This window comes from Providencia sp. PROV252 (assembly GCF_033676005.1).
Taxonomy (GTDB): Bacteria; Pseudomonadota; Gammaproteobacteria; order Enterobacterales; family Enterobacteriaceae; genus Providencia; species Providencia vermicola.
On the sequence record NZ_CP096294.1, the window covers coordinates 1117472 to 1136411 of the forward strand.

Annotated in this window: 13 protein-coding genes and 6 tRNA genes; 3 read left to right on the forward strand and 16 right to left on the reverse strand. The window is 43.1% G+C overall.

Features of this window, described 5'->3' with window-relative positions:
- Positions 1-151: 151 nt before the first annotated feature.
- The 10 genes from M1F05_RS04875 to nagB form a co-directional block, all read right to left on the reverse strand.
- Positions 152-1501, reverse strand: a complete 1350-nt coding sequence (locus tag M1F05_RS04875) for a dicarboxylate/amino acid:cation symporter (protein ID WP_272516367.1) — start codon at positions 1499-1501, stop codon at positions 152-154.
- A 516-nt stretch (positions 1502-2017) separates the two neighbouring features.
- Positions 2018-2092, reverse strand: a tRNA-Gln gene (locus M1F05_RS04880).
- A gap of 13 nt (positions 2093-2105) precedes the next feature.
- Positions 2106-2182: transfer RNA gene (locus tag M1F05_RS04885), tRNA-Met, on the reverse strand.
- 48 nt (positions 2183-2230) lie between these two features.
- A tRNA-Gln gene (locus M1F05_RS04890) sits at positions 2231-2305 on the reverse strand.
- A gap of 32 nt (positions 2306-2337) precedes the next feature.
- Positions 2338-2412 (reverse strand) — tRNA-Gln (locus M1F05_RS04895).
- A 31-nt stretch (positions 2413-2443) separates the two neighbouring features.
- Positions 2444-2528: transfer RNA gene (locus tag M1F05_RS04900), tRNA-Leu, on the reverse strand.
- Between the two features lie 7 nt (positions 2529-2535).
- Positions 2536-2612 (reverse strand) — tRNA-Met (locus tag M1F05_RS04905).
- Positions 2613-3001: 389 nt separating this feature from the next.
- A complete protein-coding gene (gene nagC, locus M1F05_RS04910; RefSeq protein WP_206085283.1) occupies positions 3002-4225 on the reverse strand; it encodes a DNA-binding transcriptional regulator NagC in 1224 nt (407 codons plus the stop codon).
- Positions 4226-4228: 3 nt separating this feature from the next.
- Complete coding sequence (gene nagA / locus M1F05_RS04915; RefSeq protein ID WP_206085284.1) at positions 4229-5398, reverse strand: N-acetylglucosamine-6-phosphate deacetylase; 1170 nt, start codon at positions 5396-5398, stop codon at positions 4229-4231.
- A gap of 76 nt (positions 5399-5474) precedes the next feature.
- A complete protein-coding gene (gene nagB, locus M1F05_RS04920; RefSeq protein WP_206085285.1) occupies positions 5475-6278 on the reverse strand; it encodes a glucosamine-6-phosphate deaminase in 804 nt (267 codons plus the stop codon).
- 426 nt (positions 6279-6704) lie between these two features.
- Here nagB and nagE point away from each other — a divergent pair, with 426 nt between their 5' ends.
- Positions 6705-8732 (forward strand): N-acetylglucosamine-specific PTS transporter subunit IIBC, encoded by a 2028-nt coding sequence (gene nagE / locus M1F05_RS04925; RefSeq protein ID WP_206085286.1) that lies wholly within the window; start codon positions 6705-6707, stop codon positions 8730-8732.
- 67 nt (positions 8733-8799) lie between these two features.
- Here the strand turns inward: nagE and M1F05_RS04930 are convergent, their stop codons facing one another.
- Positions 8800-9294, reverse strand: a complete 495-nt coding sequence (locus M1F05_RS04930; RefSeq protein WP_206085287.1) for a DUF2569 domain-containing protein — start codon at positions 9292-9294, stop codon at positions 8800-8802.
- Between the two features lie 229 nt (positions 9295-9523).
- Here M1F05_RS04930 and M1F05_RS04935 point away from each other — a divergent pair, with 229 nt between their 5' ends.
- Entirely contained in the window at positions 9524-10339 is an 816-nt protein-coding gene (locus tag M1F05_RS04935) for a sulfite exporter TauE/SafE family protein (RefSeq protein WP_206085288.1), read from the forward strand.
- Between the two features lie 171 nt (positions 10340-10510).
- Positions 10511-12178, forward strand: a complete 1668-nt coding sequence (gene glnS / locus M1F05_RS04940) for a glutamine--tRNA ligase (protein ID WP_206085289.1) — start codon at positions 10511-10513, stop codon at positions 12176-12178.
- A 209-nt stretch (positions 12179-12387) separates the two neighbouring features.
- Here the strand turns inward: glnS and M1F05_RS04945 are convergent, their stop codons facing one another.
- The 5 genes from M1F05_RS04945 to kdpB all read right to left on the reverse strand — a co-directional run bounded on the left by M1F05_RS04945 (position 12388) and on the right by kdpB (position 18939).
- Entirely contained in the window at positions 12388-12783 is a 396-nt protein-coding gene (locus tag M1F05_RS04945; protein ID WP_318825976.1) for a DUF5329 family protein, read from the reverse strand.
- A 92-nt stretch (positions 12784-12875) separates the two neighbouring features.
- Complete coding sequence (gene kdpE, locus M1F05_RS04950; RefSeq protein WP_206085291.1) at positions 12876-13559, reverse strand: two-component system response regulator KdpE; 684 nt, start codon at positions 13557-13559, stop codon at positions 12876-12878.
- Positions 13560-13575: 16 nt separating this feature from the next.
- Positions 13576-16263, reverse strand: a complete 2688-nt coding sequence (gene kdpD / locus M1F05_RS04955) for a two-component system sensor histidine kinase KdpD (RefSeq protein ID WP_206085292.1) — start codon at positions 16261-16263, stop codon at positions 13576-13578.
- Between the two features lie 11 nt (positions 16264-16274).
- Positions 16275-16865: a potassium-transporting ATPase subunit KdpC gene (gene kdpC / locus M1F05_RS04960; RefSeq protein ID WP_206085293.1), complete on the reverse strand. Its 591-nt coding sequence runs from the start codon at positions 16863-16865 to the stop codon at positions 16275-16277.
- Between the two features lie 10 nt (positions 16866-16875).
- Positions 16876-18939 (reverse strand): potassium-transporting ATPase subunit KdpB, encoded by a 2064-nt coding sequence (kdpB, locus tag M1F05_RS04965; RefSeq protein WP_206085294.1) that lies wholly within the window; start codon positions 18937-18939, stop codon positions 16876-16878.
- Position 18940 lies beyond the last annotated feature (1 nt).

The following is an 18940-nucleotide window of genomic DNA, read 5'->3' on the forward strand; positions in this document are numbered from 1 at the left end:
TTAAATAATATAAATTTAAATTGTGATTTATCAGGCTTGAATCTTGTGTATCGTTTTAAAAAAGTTGTAGAAAGTGAGAGATAAAAAACCTCTCATGATTGAGAGGTTTTTTGGGATAGCTATCAAGTTTTATCAGAAGAAATGCTCGATCCTATTTAGGATTTCCAAGATCAACCGCGATTTTTTCTTTGGTATTAATGCTGTCATCTTCAGTAATCACTGAATCTAACGTTTCATTTTTTGCTGAGAATGCATGAGCCAGTTTCTCGGTATCTAGCTCTTTTTCCCAACGTGCAACCACGATACATGCGCAAGCATTACCGACTAAGTTGGTTAATGCCCGGCACTCTGACATAAAGCGGTCAATACCAAGAATTAAGGCCATACCAGCAACTGGAATACTTGGTACAACCATCAGTGTTGCGGCTAAGGTAATGAACCCTGCACCTGTTACCCCCGCTGCACCTTTTGAGCTGATCATGGCAACGAGCAACAAGGAGATTTGTTCCCAAATCGTGAGCTCGATATTGGTAGCTTGTGCGATAAACAAGGCCGCCATGGTCATATAGATGTTGGTACCGTCAAGATTAAATGAGTAACCTGTTGGGATCACTAAACCCACAACGGATTTTTCACACCCTGCATGCTCCATTTTTCTCATTAAGCTTGGCAGTGCTGCTTCAGAAGAAGAGGTACCTAAAACTAACCAAAGTTCGTCTTTGATGTATTTAATCAACTCAATGATTGAGAAACCGTTATATTTTGCAACAGCCCCTAATACCAGTAATACAAAGAGTAAAGAGGTGATGTAGAACGTCATTATCAGCATCATTAAGTTGCCAATAGATGAGATCCCATATTTCCCAATGGTAAATGCCATTGCACCGAATGCCCCGATTGGTGCGAGTTTCATTAGCATCGCAACCATTTTGAACACAGGTTCAGAGAAGTTTTGCAGTAACTTAACAATTGGCTCCCCGTGCTTGCCTGTTGCTGCTAATGCTAATCCGAAAATAACGGCAATAAACAGAACCTGAAGAATGTTACCGTTTACCAGCGGACTAATCACGGTATCAGGAATGATGTTCATCAAGAAGCCAACAATTGATGACTCGTGTGCTTTGGCAACGTAACCTGCTACTTTTGTGCTATCGAGGGTTGCTGGGTCAATATTTAAGCCATCACCTGGGCGAATGACGTTCGCAACGATGAGACCAATAATGAGTGCGACAGTAGAGAAGGTAATGAAGTAGAGCATTGATTTACCCGCAACGCTACCCACAGCCTTCATGTTTGACATGCCTGAGATACCTGTTACCACTGTTAAGAAGATAACTGGCGCGATGATCATTTTAACGATTTTGATGAATGCATCACCAAGCGGTTTTAGTGACTCTCCAATGTCTGGGAAAAAGTGGCCTAGCGCAATACCTAAGGCGATGGCTACGATGACCTGAACATATAAGATTTTATATATTGGTTGCTTTATCATGTTTCGCATAAATTTTCTCTGTAAAAATGTTGCGTTTTGGCAATTTATAATTATTAGGTTTAAAACTTTTATTTGAGTTTTTGAGAACTAATTAATGGAACGGAAGATGGGAGTGAGTTTTCCAGTGACTTATTTGTCACCAATCATACCTAACTACAATTCGAGCGCAGGTTACCACTTTCAACAGTTAAATAGAAATGATTAAAGTCACAGATTTAATAGAAAAGTTATGCAAAAGTAAATTTTATGGGCGAAATGTTGCTTGGTTAACATTTAAAACGATTAAGTTACTGGTTAATTAGTATCCACGAGATTTAATAAAATAAAAAACATGAAAAAAGAGTACGATTCTACTGAAAAAGTGCATAAACATGCAAATTTTTATGCAATAAATTGGTTTTCAGTAAGAAAAATGGATTTATTATCTAATCTTCTAAACTTGATTTAATTTATTAATAAAAATGATAATGAAAATAAGCGAATTGAAAAGAGACTGTATTAGAAAGATAAGGAAGAAAAAAGGAATGGCTGGGGTACCAGGATTCGAACCTGGGGATGCCAGGATCAAAACCTGGTGCCTTACCGCTTGGCGATACCCCAACAACAAAAGAAATGGTAGCTACGACGGGATTCGAACCTGTGACCCCAACATTATGAGTGTTGTGCTCTAACCAACTGAGCTACATAGCCATTTTTATTTCTTTAAGATGATTTTTTGCAACAAGAGGGGATAGTAGATGGCTGGGGTACCAGGATTCGAACCTGGGAATGCCAGGATCAAAACCTGGTGCCTTACCGCTTGGCGATACCCCATCCGGGAAATTCTACTATTGAATGTTTTAAGATGGCTGGGGTACCAGGATTCGAACCTGGGAATGCCAGGATCAAAACCTGGTGCCTTACCGCTTGGCGATACCCCAATCTTAAATTCAATACTACCGAGAAGGAAAATGGTGCGGGAGACAAGACTTGAACTTGCACACCTTGCGGCGCCAGAACCTAAATCTGGTGCGTCTACCAATTTCGCCACTCCCGCAAATAAATGGTGGCTATGACGGGATTCGAACCTGTGACCCCAACATTATGAGTGTTGTGCTCTAACCAGCTGAGCTACATAGCCATCTTTTTTTGCTTAACCTTCATCGGCGTTGCGGGGCGCATTATGCTAATTACAGACCCTACAGTCAACAGCTTTTTGCACTATTTTTCAGAAAATGCGTCTGTTTGTTTGTTGAATAATCATTTTGTCGATAAAGCCAGCAAAAAACAACCCTTAATTTGAAAAAAATCCGTTTTTGACTACTCGTCTGTTCAAAAAATAGTAGGGAGAAATAAAGATATTTTTCGACGTTTGATTGTCAATGAAACCGAGATTATTTGATAAAATACAAATAGATTTTAAATTGAACAATAGCAGGGTGAAGGGATAGGTATTTTTTGATAGTGGGTCTCTCAAAGCAAAGAAGCAGGTTAAAACCTGCTTCTATTCGTTCATTGAGTAGAGTGAAATTAATTATCAAACAGCTTTTGCAGTAATTCACCATTAAGCATTGCGCGTTTGGTTAAGGCAAATGCACCAATTGCTGAATTATGAACTAATTGGGAGGTGACAATCGGTAAGTTCTCACGAAAGCCTTTGAGTGCTTGAGTATCAATACAGCTTTGAATCGCAGGCAGTAAAATTTGCTCGGCCTCAGTAATATCCCCTGCAATCACCACTTTTTCTGGGTTGAACAAGTTAATGGTAATCGCAACGGCTTTACCAATTTGCCGGCCAACGTGCTGAATAACTTCGGTGGCCAGTGGGTCGTTTTTATTTGCGGCTTGGCAAATAGAGGAAATCGTGCAAGTTTCTGCAGTAAGGGTGCTGGAGTAGCCTTGCTCTAAACGTTGTTTAACGCGCGCTTCAATCGCTTGGTTGGAGGCAATGGTTTCTAAGCAGCCAAAATTACCACAGTGGCACAACTCACCAAGAGGGTCGACTTGGATGTGGCCAATTTCCCCTAAATTACCGCGATGGTTGAGCAATATTTCTTTATTGATCACAATACCAGCCCCAGCGCCTCTGTGAATACGCACTAGTAAAGAGTCTTCGCAATCCCGAGTAGCGCCAAAAAAGCTCTCAGCAAGCGCAAGGCTGCGAATATCGTGGCCAACATAACAGGTGATATTAAAATGGGCTTGTAGGTTATCAATTAGGTGCCAGTTATCCACTTTGATGTGGGGCATATAGAAAATAATGCCACGATTTGGATTGACTAAACCAGGTAGGATAATTGAAATGGCAATCAACTCTTTGATACGACGATGATTTTGTTCGATAAAATCTTCGAGGGAGGCAATCAATTTTTGCTCGACCGCTTCTTGGGTAGGCTCAGAGATAGGGTAGTGCCCATCCACAATCATTTTTCCGCCTAAGTCGTACAATGCAATAGTGGCATCATAGCGGCCTAAACGGACACCAATAGTGTGGAAGTTTTTGTGTTCAGAAACAATAGAGATAGCACGACGGCCCCCTGTGGAGGCCTGCTGGTCAACTTCTTTAATTAAACCGCGTTCGAGTAGCTGGCGAGTGATCTTAGTGACACTGGCTGGGGCAAGTTGGCTTTGTTCCGCTATCTGAATTCTTGATATCGGACCCTGTTGGTCTATCAAGCTATAGACGACAGCACTATTGAGTTGTTTGACGAGGTCAATATTACCAATTTGCTTTAGCGAGTGGCTTTGATTCATTAGCTAGTTACTCATTTTGTAGACTTCCTTTCCGTTTACGTAAGTCGCGAGAATAGTGAAGTCGTGGTTAAATGCGGTCAAATTCGCAATTTTACCCGGAGCAATTGACCCTAAAGTTTCATCAACTCCGATGGCTCTTGCTGGATAGAGCGTTGCCATTCTAAGTGTTTCATCCAATGCGATACCGACATGTTCTACGCTGTTTCTGACTGCTTCAATCATCGTCAGTGACGAACCGCTGAGTGTGCCATTTTCATCAACACATAATCCATCACGATAGTATATGGTTTTACCTGCGAAGATAAAATGATCCATTTCACCAGTTTGAGGATCAATTCCTGCTGGTGCTGTTGCATCCGTCACTAAAATTAATTTATCACCTTTCAGATGCTTACTGTTCCGAATGTTAGCCCATTGAACATGTAAGCCGTCGGCAATAATGCCTGCATACACTTCTGGCGTATCATAAATGGCGCCAACTAAACCTGGGCCGCGGCCTGAAATGTATGGCATCGCATTGAAAAGGTGAGTTGAGAAACGGATACCAGCTTTAAAGCCAAGTTTCGCTTCTTCGTATGTGGCATTTGAATGCCCCGCAGAAATCACAATGCCAGCCTCTTTTAATTGGCGAATATAATCGAGGTCGACCATTTCAGGCGCTAAGGTGACTTTTGTGATGGCATCGGCGTGGGAGGCCAAATAATCAATCATTTGAGCTGAAGGCTGGCGAATAAATTCAGGGTTATGGGTCCCTTTTTTGATCACATTAATATAAGGACCTTCTAAATGTAGGCCAAGGGCTTGGTTTTTGTGATCTTTTAAATATTCAGTCATGACGTTAATGCCATGTTTCATTAGATCATCAGAGCAAGTGATCAGCGTTGGTAGGTAGCTAGTACAACCTGTGCGTTCATTGGCTTTTTGCATGATATCTAAATTTTTCAATGTGACATTTTCTTTGTTGTCATTGAATTGAACGCCACCGCAGCCGTTAACTTGCAGATCAATAAAACCAGCAGAGAGAATTGCGCCTTGCAAATCGTGTTGTGGGATATTTGCAGGTATTTCAGAGACAGGGCAAACCTCTTTGATGATTTCACCATCAACGATGACAGCATGGTTATCCAGTCTTTCATGACCTGTATAAATAATGCAATGAGTTAGTGCATACATGGTTTTAAACTCCTGACCTCTGGAAAAATGGGTCACCGACTAGCCGTCGCCAGTCGGGTGATTGATAAATATAATCTTAGTTAAACGTCTCAATAATTTCAGATTCTAGCTGTTTGAAGTATTTGAGTGTTTTGACTTTTAACTCGAGTGTTGCAGGCTCATCACAGACAATCAGCGCTTTTGGGTGCATTTGTACACAGCTCACTGTCCACATATGGTTGATGGAACCTTCCACGGCAGCGTGAACTGCATTTGCTTTATTCGCACCTGTTGCCAGAACCATTAGCTCTTCTGCATCCATTAATGTGGCAACACCCACCGTTAACGCAAATTTTGGCACTTGGTTGATATCGTTATCAAAGAAGCGTGAGTTTGCTTGGCGTGTTTCAGGGGTTAACGTTTTGATTCGGGTACGAGAATTCAGTGATGAACCTGGTTCATTGAATGCAATATGGCCATCATTTCCTACGCCACCCATGAACAAATTGATTTTGCCATAAGATTTAATTTTATCTTCATAACGTTGACATTCCTCATCAACATTTGGGGCATTCCCATTGAGCAGATTGATGTTTTCAGCTTGGATATCAATATGGTTGAAGAAATTATCATGCATAAACGTATGGTAGCTTTGTGGATGATTAGCAGGAATGCCAATATATTCATCCATATTAAATGTCACCACATGTTTAAAGCTCACTTTACCTGCTTGATACAAAGTAATCAGCGCTTTATAGGTTGCGAGTGGTGTGCCACCTGTTGGTAAGCCGAGAACGAAAGGGCGTTCAGCGGTTGGGTTGAATGCGTTGATTTTATCAGCGATATACTGTGCAGACCAAGTGCCGACATCATGCGCATTGTTTAATGGGATTAGCCTCATGTTTCAATTACCTCTAATAAGTCTGTGAAATCTTTCATATATATGTGTATCCCTGGTGTTATGCATTAGATATAGGAATACTCGTTATACTACAAATTTATTACGCGTTGGTGTTGGTATACAGTGCCGTTTTAACGGCTGCACCTGCATTTTAAACGCGCTGAGAATATACAGGTTAATGACGTAAATAAGTTATTTTTAATCATAAAATAAGTTTTCAATAATAGCTACTAATTTAGTCAGAACATGAACGATTTCGTTGACATTTATCACAAATTGCACCTATTTATTTTGCATCGCGAAACAATTAATCTAAAGTATGAAACTGATATAATTAATCATCAAATATTATCGGTTGCTGATCATTGATCGATTGAACAATAAGATCCTGTTAATGGGGCAAAATAAGGTTATAAGGGGGAGTTTGTGAATATTCTTAGCTACTTACAGCGGATTGGTAGGGCACTGATGGTGCCAGTTGCTGTACTACCAGCCGCAGCAATCCTAATGGGGATTGGCTATTGGATTGACCCAGATGGTTGGGGCGCTAATAGTGCAATCGCGGCGTTACTGATTAAATCTGGTGCGGCAATTATTGATAATATGTCCGTGCTATTTGCAATTGGTGTTGCATATGGGATGTCGAAAGATAAGGATGGTGCTGCGGCACTGACTGGTTTTGTCGGCTTCTTAGTGGTGACAACACTGTGTTCTCCTGCATCTTATTCTATGATTATGAATGTTCCTCTGGAAACTGTCCCAGCGGCATTCGGTAAAATTAATAACCAGTTCGTGGGTATTTTAGTTGGGGTACTGTCAGCTGAATTATACAATCGCTACAGTGGTGTTGAGTTACCAAAAGCGTTGTCATTCTTTAGTGGTCGTCGCCTTGTGCCGATTTTAACCTCATTCCTAATGATCATCTTAGCCTTCGTTCTGATGTATGTCTGGCCAGTGGTGTATAACGGTTTAGTGTCTTTCGGGGAAAGCATTAAAGATTTAGGTTCTGTCGGTGCGGGTATTTACGCATTCTTTAACCGTCTGTTAATTCCTGTTGGCTTACACCATGCACTGAACTCGGTGTTCTGGTTTGATGTTGCGGGTATTAACGATATTCCAAACTTCCTCGGTGGGGCTAAATCTATCGAAGCAGGTCTGGCAACGGTAGGTATCACAGGTCGTTACCAAGCTGGTTTCTTCCCAATTATGATGTTTGGTCTACCAGGTGCAGCACTCGCTATTTACCACTGCGCACGCCCTGAAAATAAAGCCAAAGTAGCTGGTATCATGATTGCGGGTGCATTTGCGGCATTCTTCACGGGTATCACTGAGCCGCTTGAATTCTCATTTATGTTCGTGGCACCAATCCTGTACGTTATTCACGCACTGTTGACTGGTATTTCTGTGTATATCGCAGCAACAATGGAATGGATTTCTGGCTTCGGCTTCAGTGCAGGTTTAGTGGATATGCTGTTGCAATCGCGTAACCCATTAGCAGTTCAATGGTACATGTTGATTGTTCAAGGCTTAGTCTTCTTCTGTATTTACTACGTGATTTTCCGCTTCATGATCCGCAAATTTAACCTGTTAACTCCAGGCCGTGAAGAAAGCGCGGGTGATGAAACTATTGATGGTTACGATGAAAGCCTCAGCCCTGCTAATACCACGGATAGCGATATCCAAAAAGAAGCACGTCAGTACGTCTCTGCGGTAGGCGGTAGCGATAATATCGTGAATATCGATGCGTGTATCACACGTTTACGTTTAACGGTAAAAGACACTGCAATTGTTAACGATGCGATGACAAAACGTCTTGGTGCTTCAGGTGTTATTCGCTTGAACAAACAAAACGTACAAGTGATTGTAGGAACGCGCGCTGAGTTGGTTGCTAAAGCAATGACGGAAGTGATTGCGAAAGGGCCGATTGCCGGTACTGCGCCTGTTGCAGCCGCGGAAGAGAAAAAAGCAGCAGAGCCAGCGAAAGCGAAAGGCAATGCGATTTTATCCCTCGTTGCGCCAGTCAGTGGGCAAGTATATTCCCTCGATGATGTACCAGATGAAGCGTTCTCTAGCCGCATTGTGGGCGATGGTATTGCCATCAAACCAACCAGCAGTGAAGTTTTAGCCCCTGCATCAGGTACAGTGGTCAAGATTTTTGAAACTAACCATGCATTCTGCCTTGAAACTGAAAATGGCGTAGAGCTCATCGTTCATATGGGTATCGATACCGTTGCGCTGAAAGGTGAGGGTTGTGCGCGTTTAGTGGAAGAAGGTGCCGAAGTCACTGCGGGTACACCAATCCTGAAATTAGACTTACCGTTCCTTGAAGCGAATGCTAAATCAATGATTAGCCCTGTTATCATCAGCAATATCGATGATTTTGCTGGCGTCGAGATTTTAGTTGAAGGCGACGTGAAAGCAGGCGAAACGGTTATTTATAATGTTCTGAAATAATGTATTAAGTCTGATTTAAGTTTGTGATGATGCCAGCCGATAAAAAGGCTGGCATTTTTTATGGACGTTATCGGATAAAAACTTGTGGGATACGGTCAGATTTAATGAAATAACCAATCCACAGCGCGGCACTGAATGTGCTCATGAGTATTTGCTGGTAATCTGTATTGGTTAATTTAGCACCATAAATTATGGCGATAAAAACGGTAAAATACAGCGTTACGATGAGCGCAAAAATGTAGTAGGAAATCATAATCCATTTAGTCGCTTTTTTCTTATTAAAGAAAAACCAACAAGCGACGAGTGTGATAATTATATAGACAAGCTGTAGCACAATGGCGCCAAGGTAAAATGCAGGAACACCCTTCGTATTTTCAGCATAATAGGTGACAACTTGGACTAATTGGTATGCCCCAAAGATAGACAAAAATGCGGTAATAATTAGCCCTAAAGCTGGCAGATAAAGTACGCCATTAATTTTATGGACTTCCAATTGTTCGCATTCATGACACCAACCAGACTCTTTATTCGCTTCGCGCTCATTGCAGTTAATACATTTCATTGACTTACCCAGCTGTGAATTTTTAGATTTAACTATTATCGGGATATTTTTTGAATAAATGAATTCTTAGAGGCACATTTATTTCACTTAGTTGGTTTAGTCATGTAGGAAATAAGTTATCAATGTTAACAATGTTGGCGAAATCTCAAAGCAGGTTGTCGAATCTGCACAAGCAAGGCGGCTTACTCATCGATAAGATATTTTCTCAATGACTGATGAGGAATTTTCTGTGGAACTGCTTCTTTGCTTATTTGGGTTTATTTCAGGGATCACAACTGCATTATTTGGTTTTGGTGGTGGGTTTATCACGGTTCCACTGTTGTATGCATTAATTACCTTAGTCTGGGGGCCGCAAAGCGATGCAAGCGCAGTGGCAATGCAAGTTGCGGTGGCAACCTCCACTTGTGTGATGATTTTTTCATCAACGCTATCGAGCCGTGCCCATTATTTAAAAGGCAACCTAAGCTGGCCAATTATCAAGCCGTTTATTATTCCGATTTCAATTGGCGGAATCATTGGGGCAATTGTGGCGTTATCGGTAGATAGTGCGTTGATCCGCTGGATATTTATTAGTTATTTGATAATCACGATTTTGGATTGTTTTATTCGCCCTGGTTTTATGCAAACAGGATCGGAAGGTATCAAAGCTTCTCGAGGGGGCATTTTTGCTGATACCCCGATTGGCGTGGTGATTGGTGCTGTGGCGGCATTTTTAGGGGTGGGCGGTAGTGTGATGACCGTTCCATTAATGCGACGCCGCGGTGCGAGTATGATCCAAGCGGCGGCTTTTGCTAACCCGTTGACGCTACCGATGGCAATCACAGGGACATTAACTTACTTTTATTTTGCAATTGATAAGCACGTTGACCTCGGCGCGGGTTTTCTTGGCATGATTTACCTCAAAGGCGCGTTAATTTTGATTGCTGCTTCTTGGTTGGGGATCCGTTTTGCTTCATTATTAATGCCTTACCTCAGCGATAAGCGCCATGCACAAAGCTACCCATTGTTGCTGTTAGTGGTATTAACCGTGATGTTATTGACCTAAAAAAGGCGAGCAAGCAGAGCTCAATGTGCCTATTTTTTGTTGTGTTTGCCTCTTTGCTATAGCTTTTATCGGTTAAGCTCAATCAAACGGTTGTTTCCTGACGGATTATGGTAGAATATATCTGGTTACTAACCGCTTTTAGCGCGCTTTTGGCATTGAGGAATGATGACAATGAATGAGGCAGATGCTCGCCCAACAAATTTTATCCGTCAGATCATAGATGAAGATCTGGCGAGCGGAAAACACACGTCGGTCCATACGCGTTTTCCACCAGAACCGAATGGCTATTTACACATCGGCCACGCGAAATCAATCTGCTTGAACTTTGGCATTGCAAAGGACTATCAGGGACAGTGCAACTTACGTTTTGACGACACCAACCCTGTTAAAGAAGACGTCGAATACGTTAACTCAATCCAAGAAGACGTCAAATGGTTAGGTTTCGAGTGGACGGGCAATGTTCGTTACTCTTCTGACTATTTTGATACTTTATATCAATACGCCATTGAGCTGATTAAAAAAGGCTTAGCTTACGTTGATGAGCTAAGTGCGGACGAAATTCGTGAATACCGCGGCACATTAAAGGAGCCTGGTAAAAATAGCCCATACCGTGAACGCTTAATCGAAGACAACCTCGCATTATTTGAAAAAATGCGTGATGGCGGCTTTGAAGAAGGTAAAGCGTGTTTACGTGCGAAAATCGATATGGCATCGCCATTTATGGTCATGCGTGATCCCGTTTTATATCGTATTAAGTTTGCAGAACATCACCAGTCTGGCAATAAGTGGTGCATTTACCCAATGTATGACTTCACGCATTGTATTTCTGATGCGCTAGAAGGGATCACACACTCTTTATGTACATTAGAATTCCAAGACAACCGTCGTTTATATGACTGGGTACTGGATAACATCACGATTGATTGCCATCCACGTCAGTACGAGTTTTCTCGTCTGAATTTGGAATATACGGTGATGTCTAAGCGTAAGCTGAACCAATTAGTGACAGAAAAGCACGTGAACGGCTGGGATGATCCACGCATGTTAACCATTTCAGGTTTACGTCGTCGTGGCTATACCGCTGCGTCAATCCGTGAGTTTTGCCAACGCATTGGTGTGACTAAACAAGATAATAACGTCGAAATGGCGTCACTAGAGTCATGTATTCGTGATGATCTGAACGTGTCGGCTCCACGTGCCATGGCGGTGATTGACCCTGTGCGTGTGGTGATTGAAAACATGCCAGCAGGCGAAGAAATTTTAACGGCGCCAAATCATCCAAATAACCCTGAAATGGGTACGCGTAAAGTGCCTTTTAGCAATGAAATTTATATTGACCGTGCGGATTTCCGTGAAGAAGCCAATCGTCAATTTAAACGTTTAGTGTTAGGCAAAGAAGTGCGCTTACGTAATGCATATATCATCAAAGCAGAACGTGTGGAAAAAGATGCTGATGGCAACATCACAACCATTTTCTGTACGTATGATGCAGGCACATTAAATAAAGACCCAGCCGATGGACGTAAAGTGAAAGGTGTTATTCACTGGGTAAGCGTACAACATGCATTGCCAGCGGAAATTCGTCTGTATGACCGTCTGTTTACTGTGCCAAACCCTGGTGCGGAAGAGGATTTCTTATCGGTTATCAACCCAGAGTCGCTGGTTATTCGCCAAGGCTTTGTTGAACCAAGCTTAAAAGATGCTGCCCCTGAAAAGGCGTACCAATTTGAGCGTGAAGGGTATTTCTGTGCGGATAATAAGTTAAGCAGCGCAGATCATTTAGTGTTTAACCGGACTGTTGGGTTGCGTGATACTTGGGCTAAAATCGAAAATTCTTAATTTGATGTCCCCGTCATACTTTGCACCACAGGGGTGTTGGCTTCATTAAGTTACCCGAGTCACATACTTATGTATGCTCACGGGATAACTTAATTTGCCGCCTACCTGTGGTACAAATTATTTAGGGGCCAGACCGAGTATTAGAACAAAAAAAACGCTGGCAAATAAATGCCAGCGTTTTTTATAGTAATCTACAAAGCCTGCAGAATCTATTCGGGCTTGCTATCTACTTTTTCTTTTAATAAATCATGTAAATATTGATTGGCGGGGAATACGTTACCTTGGGCGTCTTTAACTTGGTATGCTTCGCCTGTGATGGACGATTTTGAGGCCACATTGTCAATAAACTGTTCAGTGGTGTTTAGGCGTTTTTCTGTTTTGCGTAATTTTAAACGTAAATGGGATTCTGCATCGGCCGCGTTATGTTCTGTGCCGTTACGAGTAAATGTCAGGTTTTGTTGCTTACCAAGTTCCGTGAGTAAAGATTCAGTACGCGTTTTTTCTTCTGGGCTTAACGCGAGGACTTGAGTAGTCACAAAAATCCCTAAAAAAAGGACTAAGGCAGATGAAAAGCGGTTTGATAATTGGGTCGTTAATGTTTGCACGAATTTCTCTCCATAGAAAATAATGGGGAAATTATAGCCAGCCAAGGGGTTTAAACTAGCGGAAAGATTCCGAGAATTGGGTGTAAAATGACTTATGGCATAAACCGATAGCCAATACCTGTTTCCGTTAATAAATGAATAGGGCGAGTCGGGTCATTTTCCAGTTTTTGCCGTAAATGCCCCATATAAATCCGCAAATAATGGTTATGCTCAATATAACTAGGCCCCCACACTTGCAATAACAAATGTCGTTGAGTCAAGACTTTACCGCTATTGGCAACTAACTCGCTAAGTAAACGAAACTCGATAGGCGTTAGGTGTAATTCTTCGTTTTGCTTAGTGACAATGCGATTAATAAAATCGACAGTGACATCCCCAAATTGAAATTGTGAGCTTTCTTGACCCACTTTACCAAAGCGGCGTAGTGCTACACGGACTCGAGCTAGTAACTCACTGATACCAAAAGGTTTTGTTAAATAATCATCCGCACCTGCATCAAGAGCCGCAACTTTTTGTGATTCTTCTTCACGGGCAGACAAAACAATAATGGGAATGCTGCTCCATTTTCGTAAATCACGAATTAAATCAAGGCCATCACCGTCAGGCAGCCCGAGGTCTAAAATCAGTAAATCCGGTTGTCTTGTACCTGCTTCAATCAAACCCCGTTGGCAATTCTCAGCTTCGAAAACTTTCCAGCCTTCACCCTCCAATGCAAGTCGGACAAAGCGGCGAATTTCTTTTTCATCTTCAATAATCAGAATTTGATGGCTGCTCACAATAAGTTAATGTCTCCTAAACTTCAGCTTCAATATCAGGGAGTTGCTTTAAAGGTAAAACAAAGTGGAAGCTGGCTCCACCTTTATTATTGTTTTGTGCCCAAATTTCTCCTTCGTGTAATTGAATAATAGCACGACAGATAGCAAGCCCAAGGCCAACGCCAGGAATTGCGGATTCTTTTTGAGCGCGGGAGAATTTATCAAAAATTGTTTTTTCTTGCCCATCGGGAATTGCGTTACTGGCATCCCAGACTTCAATATGAATTTTCTGCCTTTCGACTCGGCCATTGATACCAATTGGGGTATCTTCATGGCTATATTTGACGGCATTTTCCAATAAATTAATTAATACCCGTTCAATTAACATAGCATCGCAATATAACAGTAAATCAGCAGGAATATTAATTTCCAATGGGTGGCTGTGTAGCGTGTAATCTAATGTTCTAACGGCGCTACTGGTTATTTCTTGCAAAGATTCCCATTCAAGGTTGGGTTGAATACTGCCTGATTGCAAACGTGCCATGTCGAGTAAATTATTCACTAAACGCGAGGTGCTAAGCACTTGTTGACGCATTTGGTTTACTTGCGCGGTATGGGGCGAATTTTCCGCGGATAAATCTAACATCAATATTTCTGTTTGCCCAAATAGCACGGTTAGCGGTGTTTTTAAATCGTGGGAAAGCGCTGCCAGCAACGAATTACGCAATTGTTCACGTTCAATATCTAATTTAGCGGACTCTGCTTGTTTTGTCAGCTGTAAGCGCGAAAGGGCGCTGGCGATCAGCCCAGTAAAAGTTTGCAGCATGCGTTGTTGTTCTGGGATCATCAACTGGCGTAAATTACGGGGTTCGATAGCTAATACTGCGAGGGTTTGGTCTGCTGTCGTGATAGGTTGTAATTGATAAGGTACACTCGGCAGAGTATCTGTCCCAGCCCCTGCGGGTTGGCGCTTATCAAAACTCCATTTTGCGATGGCTTTGTCAATCTGCATGGGGGTATGCCCATCACATAGCAGTGGTAATAAATCACCATTTTCATCGGGTACTAATAGGCAGCTTTTGGCTTGAAACGCGTTATTAAGGAAGTGATAGCCTGTTTTACCAATATCTTCTGTATTGAGTGCTTGCCCTAGTTCTTTTGTCATTTCATATAAATGACGAGTTCGCTGTTCTCGATAGCGGGCAATTCTCGCTTGATAGCGCATACCAGCAGTTAGGTTTCCCACCACAACCCCAACAATCAGCATCACCGTAAAGGTTACTAAGTACTGCATGTCCATGATGGCGAGTGAAAAGTGTGGTTGAACAAAAAACAGGTCGAAACTAATAACATTCACGAGTGCGGCAAAAATAGAAGGACGGCGTCCGTAAAACAGAGCTATCAACACAACACCTAAGAGGTACAGCGTCACAAGGTTTGCTTTGTCTAACGCGAGTAAAAATGTTCTCGAAAATAAAGTGATAGCAGCGCACATCACAATAGCCATCATGTAGCCATTTAAATCAGAGCGCCATTTTTCAGAAAACGGCTTTCTTTCAGGTTCTTTATCCCAATCACTTTTTTCTTCAAGGGCGACAATCACTAAATCGAGATCGGGCCCTAATTTCCCTAAGCGGTCGGCAAAACCAGGGCGGAAATTGAGTTTGGGCCATTTACGGTGTTTATCGCGGCGCCCAATCAATATCTTGCCTAAATTATGTTCCCGTGCATAACGGAGTATGGCTTTTTCTTCTGAAGAGTCGGATAGGGTAGCAGTTTCTGCCCCTAAATCTTGGGCAAGGCGCAGCGCTTTGAGTACGGCGCGGCGTTGAGATTCAGGGAGCTGGTGGAGGGTGGGAGTCTCGACATAAACCGCATGCCACACGCTGCCAAACTTTGCAGCAAGTCGCGCCGCGGCACGTACCAGTTTTTCGTTACCCATATTGTGGCCAATGCACAATAAAAGCCCGTCACGGGTGTGCCAGACGGGGGCTTCCCCTTTGCCATCACGAAACTCTCTCATTTGGTCGTCGACACGATCGGCGGTGCGGCGTAAAGCCAGCTCACGTAGCGCGATTAAATTTCCTTTACGGAAAAAATGCTCAATAGCGCGTTCGGCTTGCCCTGGAATATACACTTTGCCTTCTTTCAGGCGTTGGCGTAGATCGTCAGGGGGCAAGTCGACTAACACCACTTCATTAGCGGCATCAAAAATATGGTCAGGAACCGTTTCGCGAACACGAATACCCGTAATGCTCCCTACAATATCATTCAAGCTTTCAATGTGTTGAACGTTAATGGTGGTGAGCACATCGATGCCTGCATCTAATAACTCTTCAACATCTTGCCAGCGTTTTGGGTGGCGGCTGCCTGTTGGGTTACTAAATGCCAACTCATCCATGAGTATAATGGCAGGGTGTCTTGCAATTGCCGCATCAATATCAAACGCATTTAAGCGACGACCGCGGTGCTGCAATTTTCTGTGTGGTAACACAGAAAGCCCATCCAATAAGGCTGCAGTTTCTTCCCGTTCATGGGTTTCTACTACGCCGATAAGGACGTCTAACCCTTGTGAACGCATGCGTTGAGCCTCTTGTAGCATGGCGTAGGTTTTTCCGACGCCAGCACAGGCACCGAAAAAAATTTTTAATTTACCTCGGCCATCTTCATTGGCTTTTACCAATAAGTCATCAGGGTTTGGGCGAGCAGGTTCCTGATTTTTCATAACTCACCTTATTAACGTTGGCTATTTATTTGCTGCATGTATTCATCTAGTGCCAAATTCAGTTGTAGCACATTCACAACGGGTTCACCTAAAAAGGGCAGCAAGGCCGTTTCTGTTTGTGCCGTAATTAATGATTTTACGGCCTCTAATGAAACCTGTCTGCTTTTCGCAATGCGTGGGGCTTGATAAATGGCCGCGTCAACCGAAATATTAGGGTCAAGACCACTAGCAGAGGCAGTCAATAAGTCTACAGGGATCGCATTTCCAGCTTCAGGATTCTGTGCACGCAGCAGTTTACTACGTTCAGCCATCGTTTGTTGTAACAAGGGATTACTTACCGCAAAGTTACTTCCCCCAGATGCTAACGTGTTGTATGGACTTTCCGCGGTGGCGGAGGGGCGACCATGAAAATACCCCTCACTTTGTATATTTTGCCCAATCAGTTTGGAACCGACAACATGCTCATCTTGTGTGATTAAAGAGCCTTTTGCTTGCCATGGGAAAAAGACATTGGCAAGGCCTGTGACCAATAGAGGGTAGGCTATTCCAGTTAATAGGGTTAGCACCAATAACATGATAATGGACGAACGGATCATGCTCATAATCAAATCCTTAAATACCAAATAGGCTAATAAACATATCGATCAATTTGATCCCCACAAAAGGCACCAACAAGCCACCTAAACCATATAAGCCTAAGTTTCGTTGCAAAAGTGATTGGGAGCTCATTGGGCGATAATTCACGCCTTTAAGTGCCAATGGGATCAAAAAGACAATAATCAGTGCGTTGAAGATTACCGCAGAAAGCAAGGCAGAAGCAGGTGAGTGCAAGTGCATAATATTTAATGCGTTAAGTTGTGGCCATGTCACGGCAAAGGCGGCAGGGATGATGGCAAAGTATTTGGCAATATCATTTGCAATACTGAAGGTGGTCAATGAACCACGAGTCATTAGCATTTGTTTACCAATGTGCACGACTTCAATAAGTTTGGTTGGGTTTGAGTCTAAATCTACCATGTTCCCAGCTTCTTTCGCGGCTTGGGTGCCCGAGTTCATGGCAACAGCAACGTCAGCTTGGGCGAGTGCAGGCGCATCGTTTGTCCCGTCACCGGTCATGGCGACCAATCGGCCTTCTGATTGGTATTGACGGATCAAGGCAAGCTTAGCTTCGGGGGTTGCCTCGGCAAGGAAATCATCGACACCCGCTTCCGCCGCGATGGCAGCGGCAGTTAAGTGGTTATCCCCCGTGATCATCACTGTTTTGATCCCCATGCTGCGCATTTGGGCAAATCGTTCTTTCATCCCACCTTTGACGATATCTTTGAGCGCGACGACGCCTAAAACAGTTTGGTCGTCAACGACAACTAATGGTGTTCCTCCTAAATGGGCGACTTTCTCCACCAATTTATCGGCTTCTTCGGGAAATTTTTGATGATTAGCTTCAACGTAGCGACGAATGGCATCGGCAGAACCTTTGCGGATCATGCGTTCACCGACGTTAACACCACTCATACGGGTCATTGCAGAGAATGGTACGAAAGTAGCATTCATTCCGTGAATATCTCTTTCACGTAAATTGAATTTTTGTTTCGCAAGCACGACGATACTGCGTCCTTCAGGGGTTTCATCAGCGAGTGAAGAAAGCTGTGCTGCATCTGCTAGTTGCTCTTCCGTAACGCCAGTTAAAGGCAGAAACTCAGAGGCTTGGCGGTTTCCTAAAGTGATGGTGCCTGTCTTATCAAGCAATAAAACATCCACATCCCCCGCGGCTTCAACAGCTCGCCCGCTGGTGGCGATAACATTCGCACCTAACATGCGGCTCATACCTGCTACACCAATAGAGGAAAGCAGGCCACCAATGGTCGTTGGGATCAAACAGATTAATAATGCAATCAGTACTAATATGGAAACCGCGCTGCCAGCCCCTGCATACTCAGCGGCAAAAACCGTAAATGGATACAAAGTTGCACACACTAATACAAAGATAATGGTGAGTGCAGTTAACAAAATAGTTAAGGCGATTTCATTCGGTGTTTTACGGCGCTGTGCGCCTTCGACCATGGAGATCATGCGGTCTAGGAATGTCTCCCCAGGGTTAACGGTACATTCAACAATCAGCCAGTCGGACAGCACACGTGTTCCGCCTGTCACAGAGGAAAAATCGCCACCTGATTCGCGGATCACTGGAGCAGATTCCCCTGTGATCGCGCTTTCATCCACAGATGCTCCGCCCTCAAGAACTTCCCCATCACAAGGAATGGTTTCCCCTGCACGGATCAGCACGATATCACCTTTGCGCAGTTGATCGGAGCTGACAATTTCTTGTGTTGCATCCAATGAGGCCGCGGTAAGGCGAGTGGCATTGCTTTGCTGTTTTACACCTTTTAAACTTTGGGCTTGGGCCTTACTGCGTCCTTCGGCTAAGGCTTCAGCAAAATTGGCGAACAGTACGGTAAACCACAACCATAAGGTGACCATACCGCTAAACCATGCACTTCCTTCAGACAAACCTGCTGCCATCATTGCCCATAATAAGGTGGTGATCAGGCTACCGATATATACCACAAACATTACGGGGTTACGCCATTGGGCTTGTGGTGTGCATTTTTTTACGGCATCAATAATAGACTGTTGGATTAATTTTTTATCAAATAAAGGTGTTTTTTGCTTTTTCATT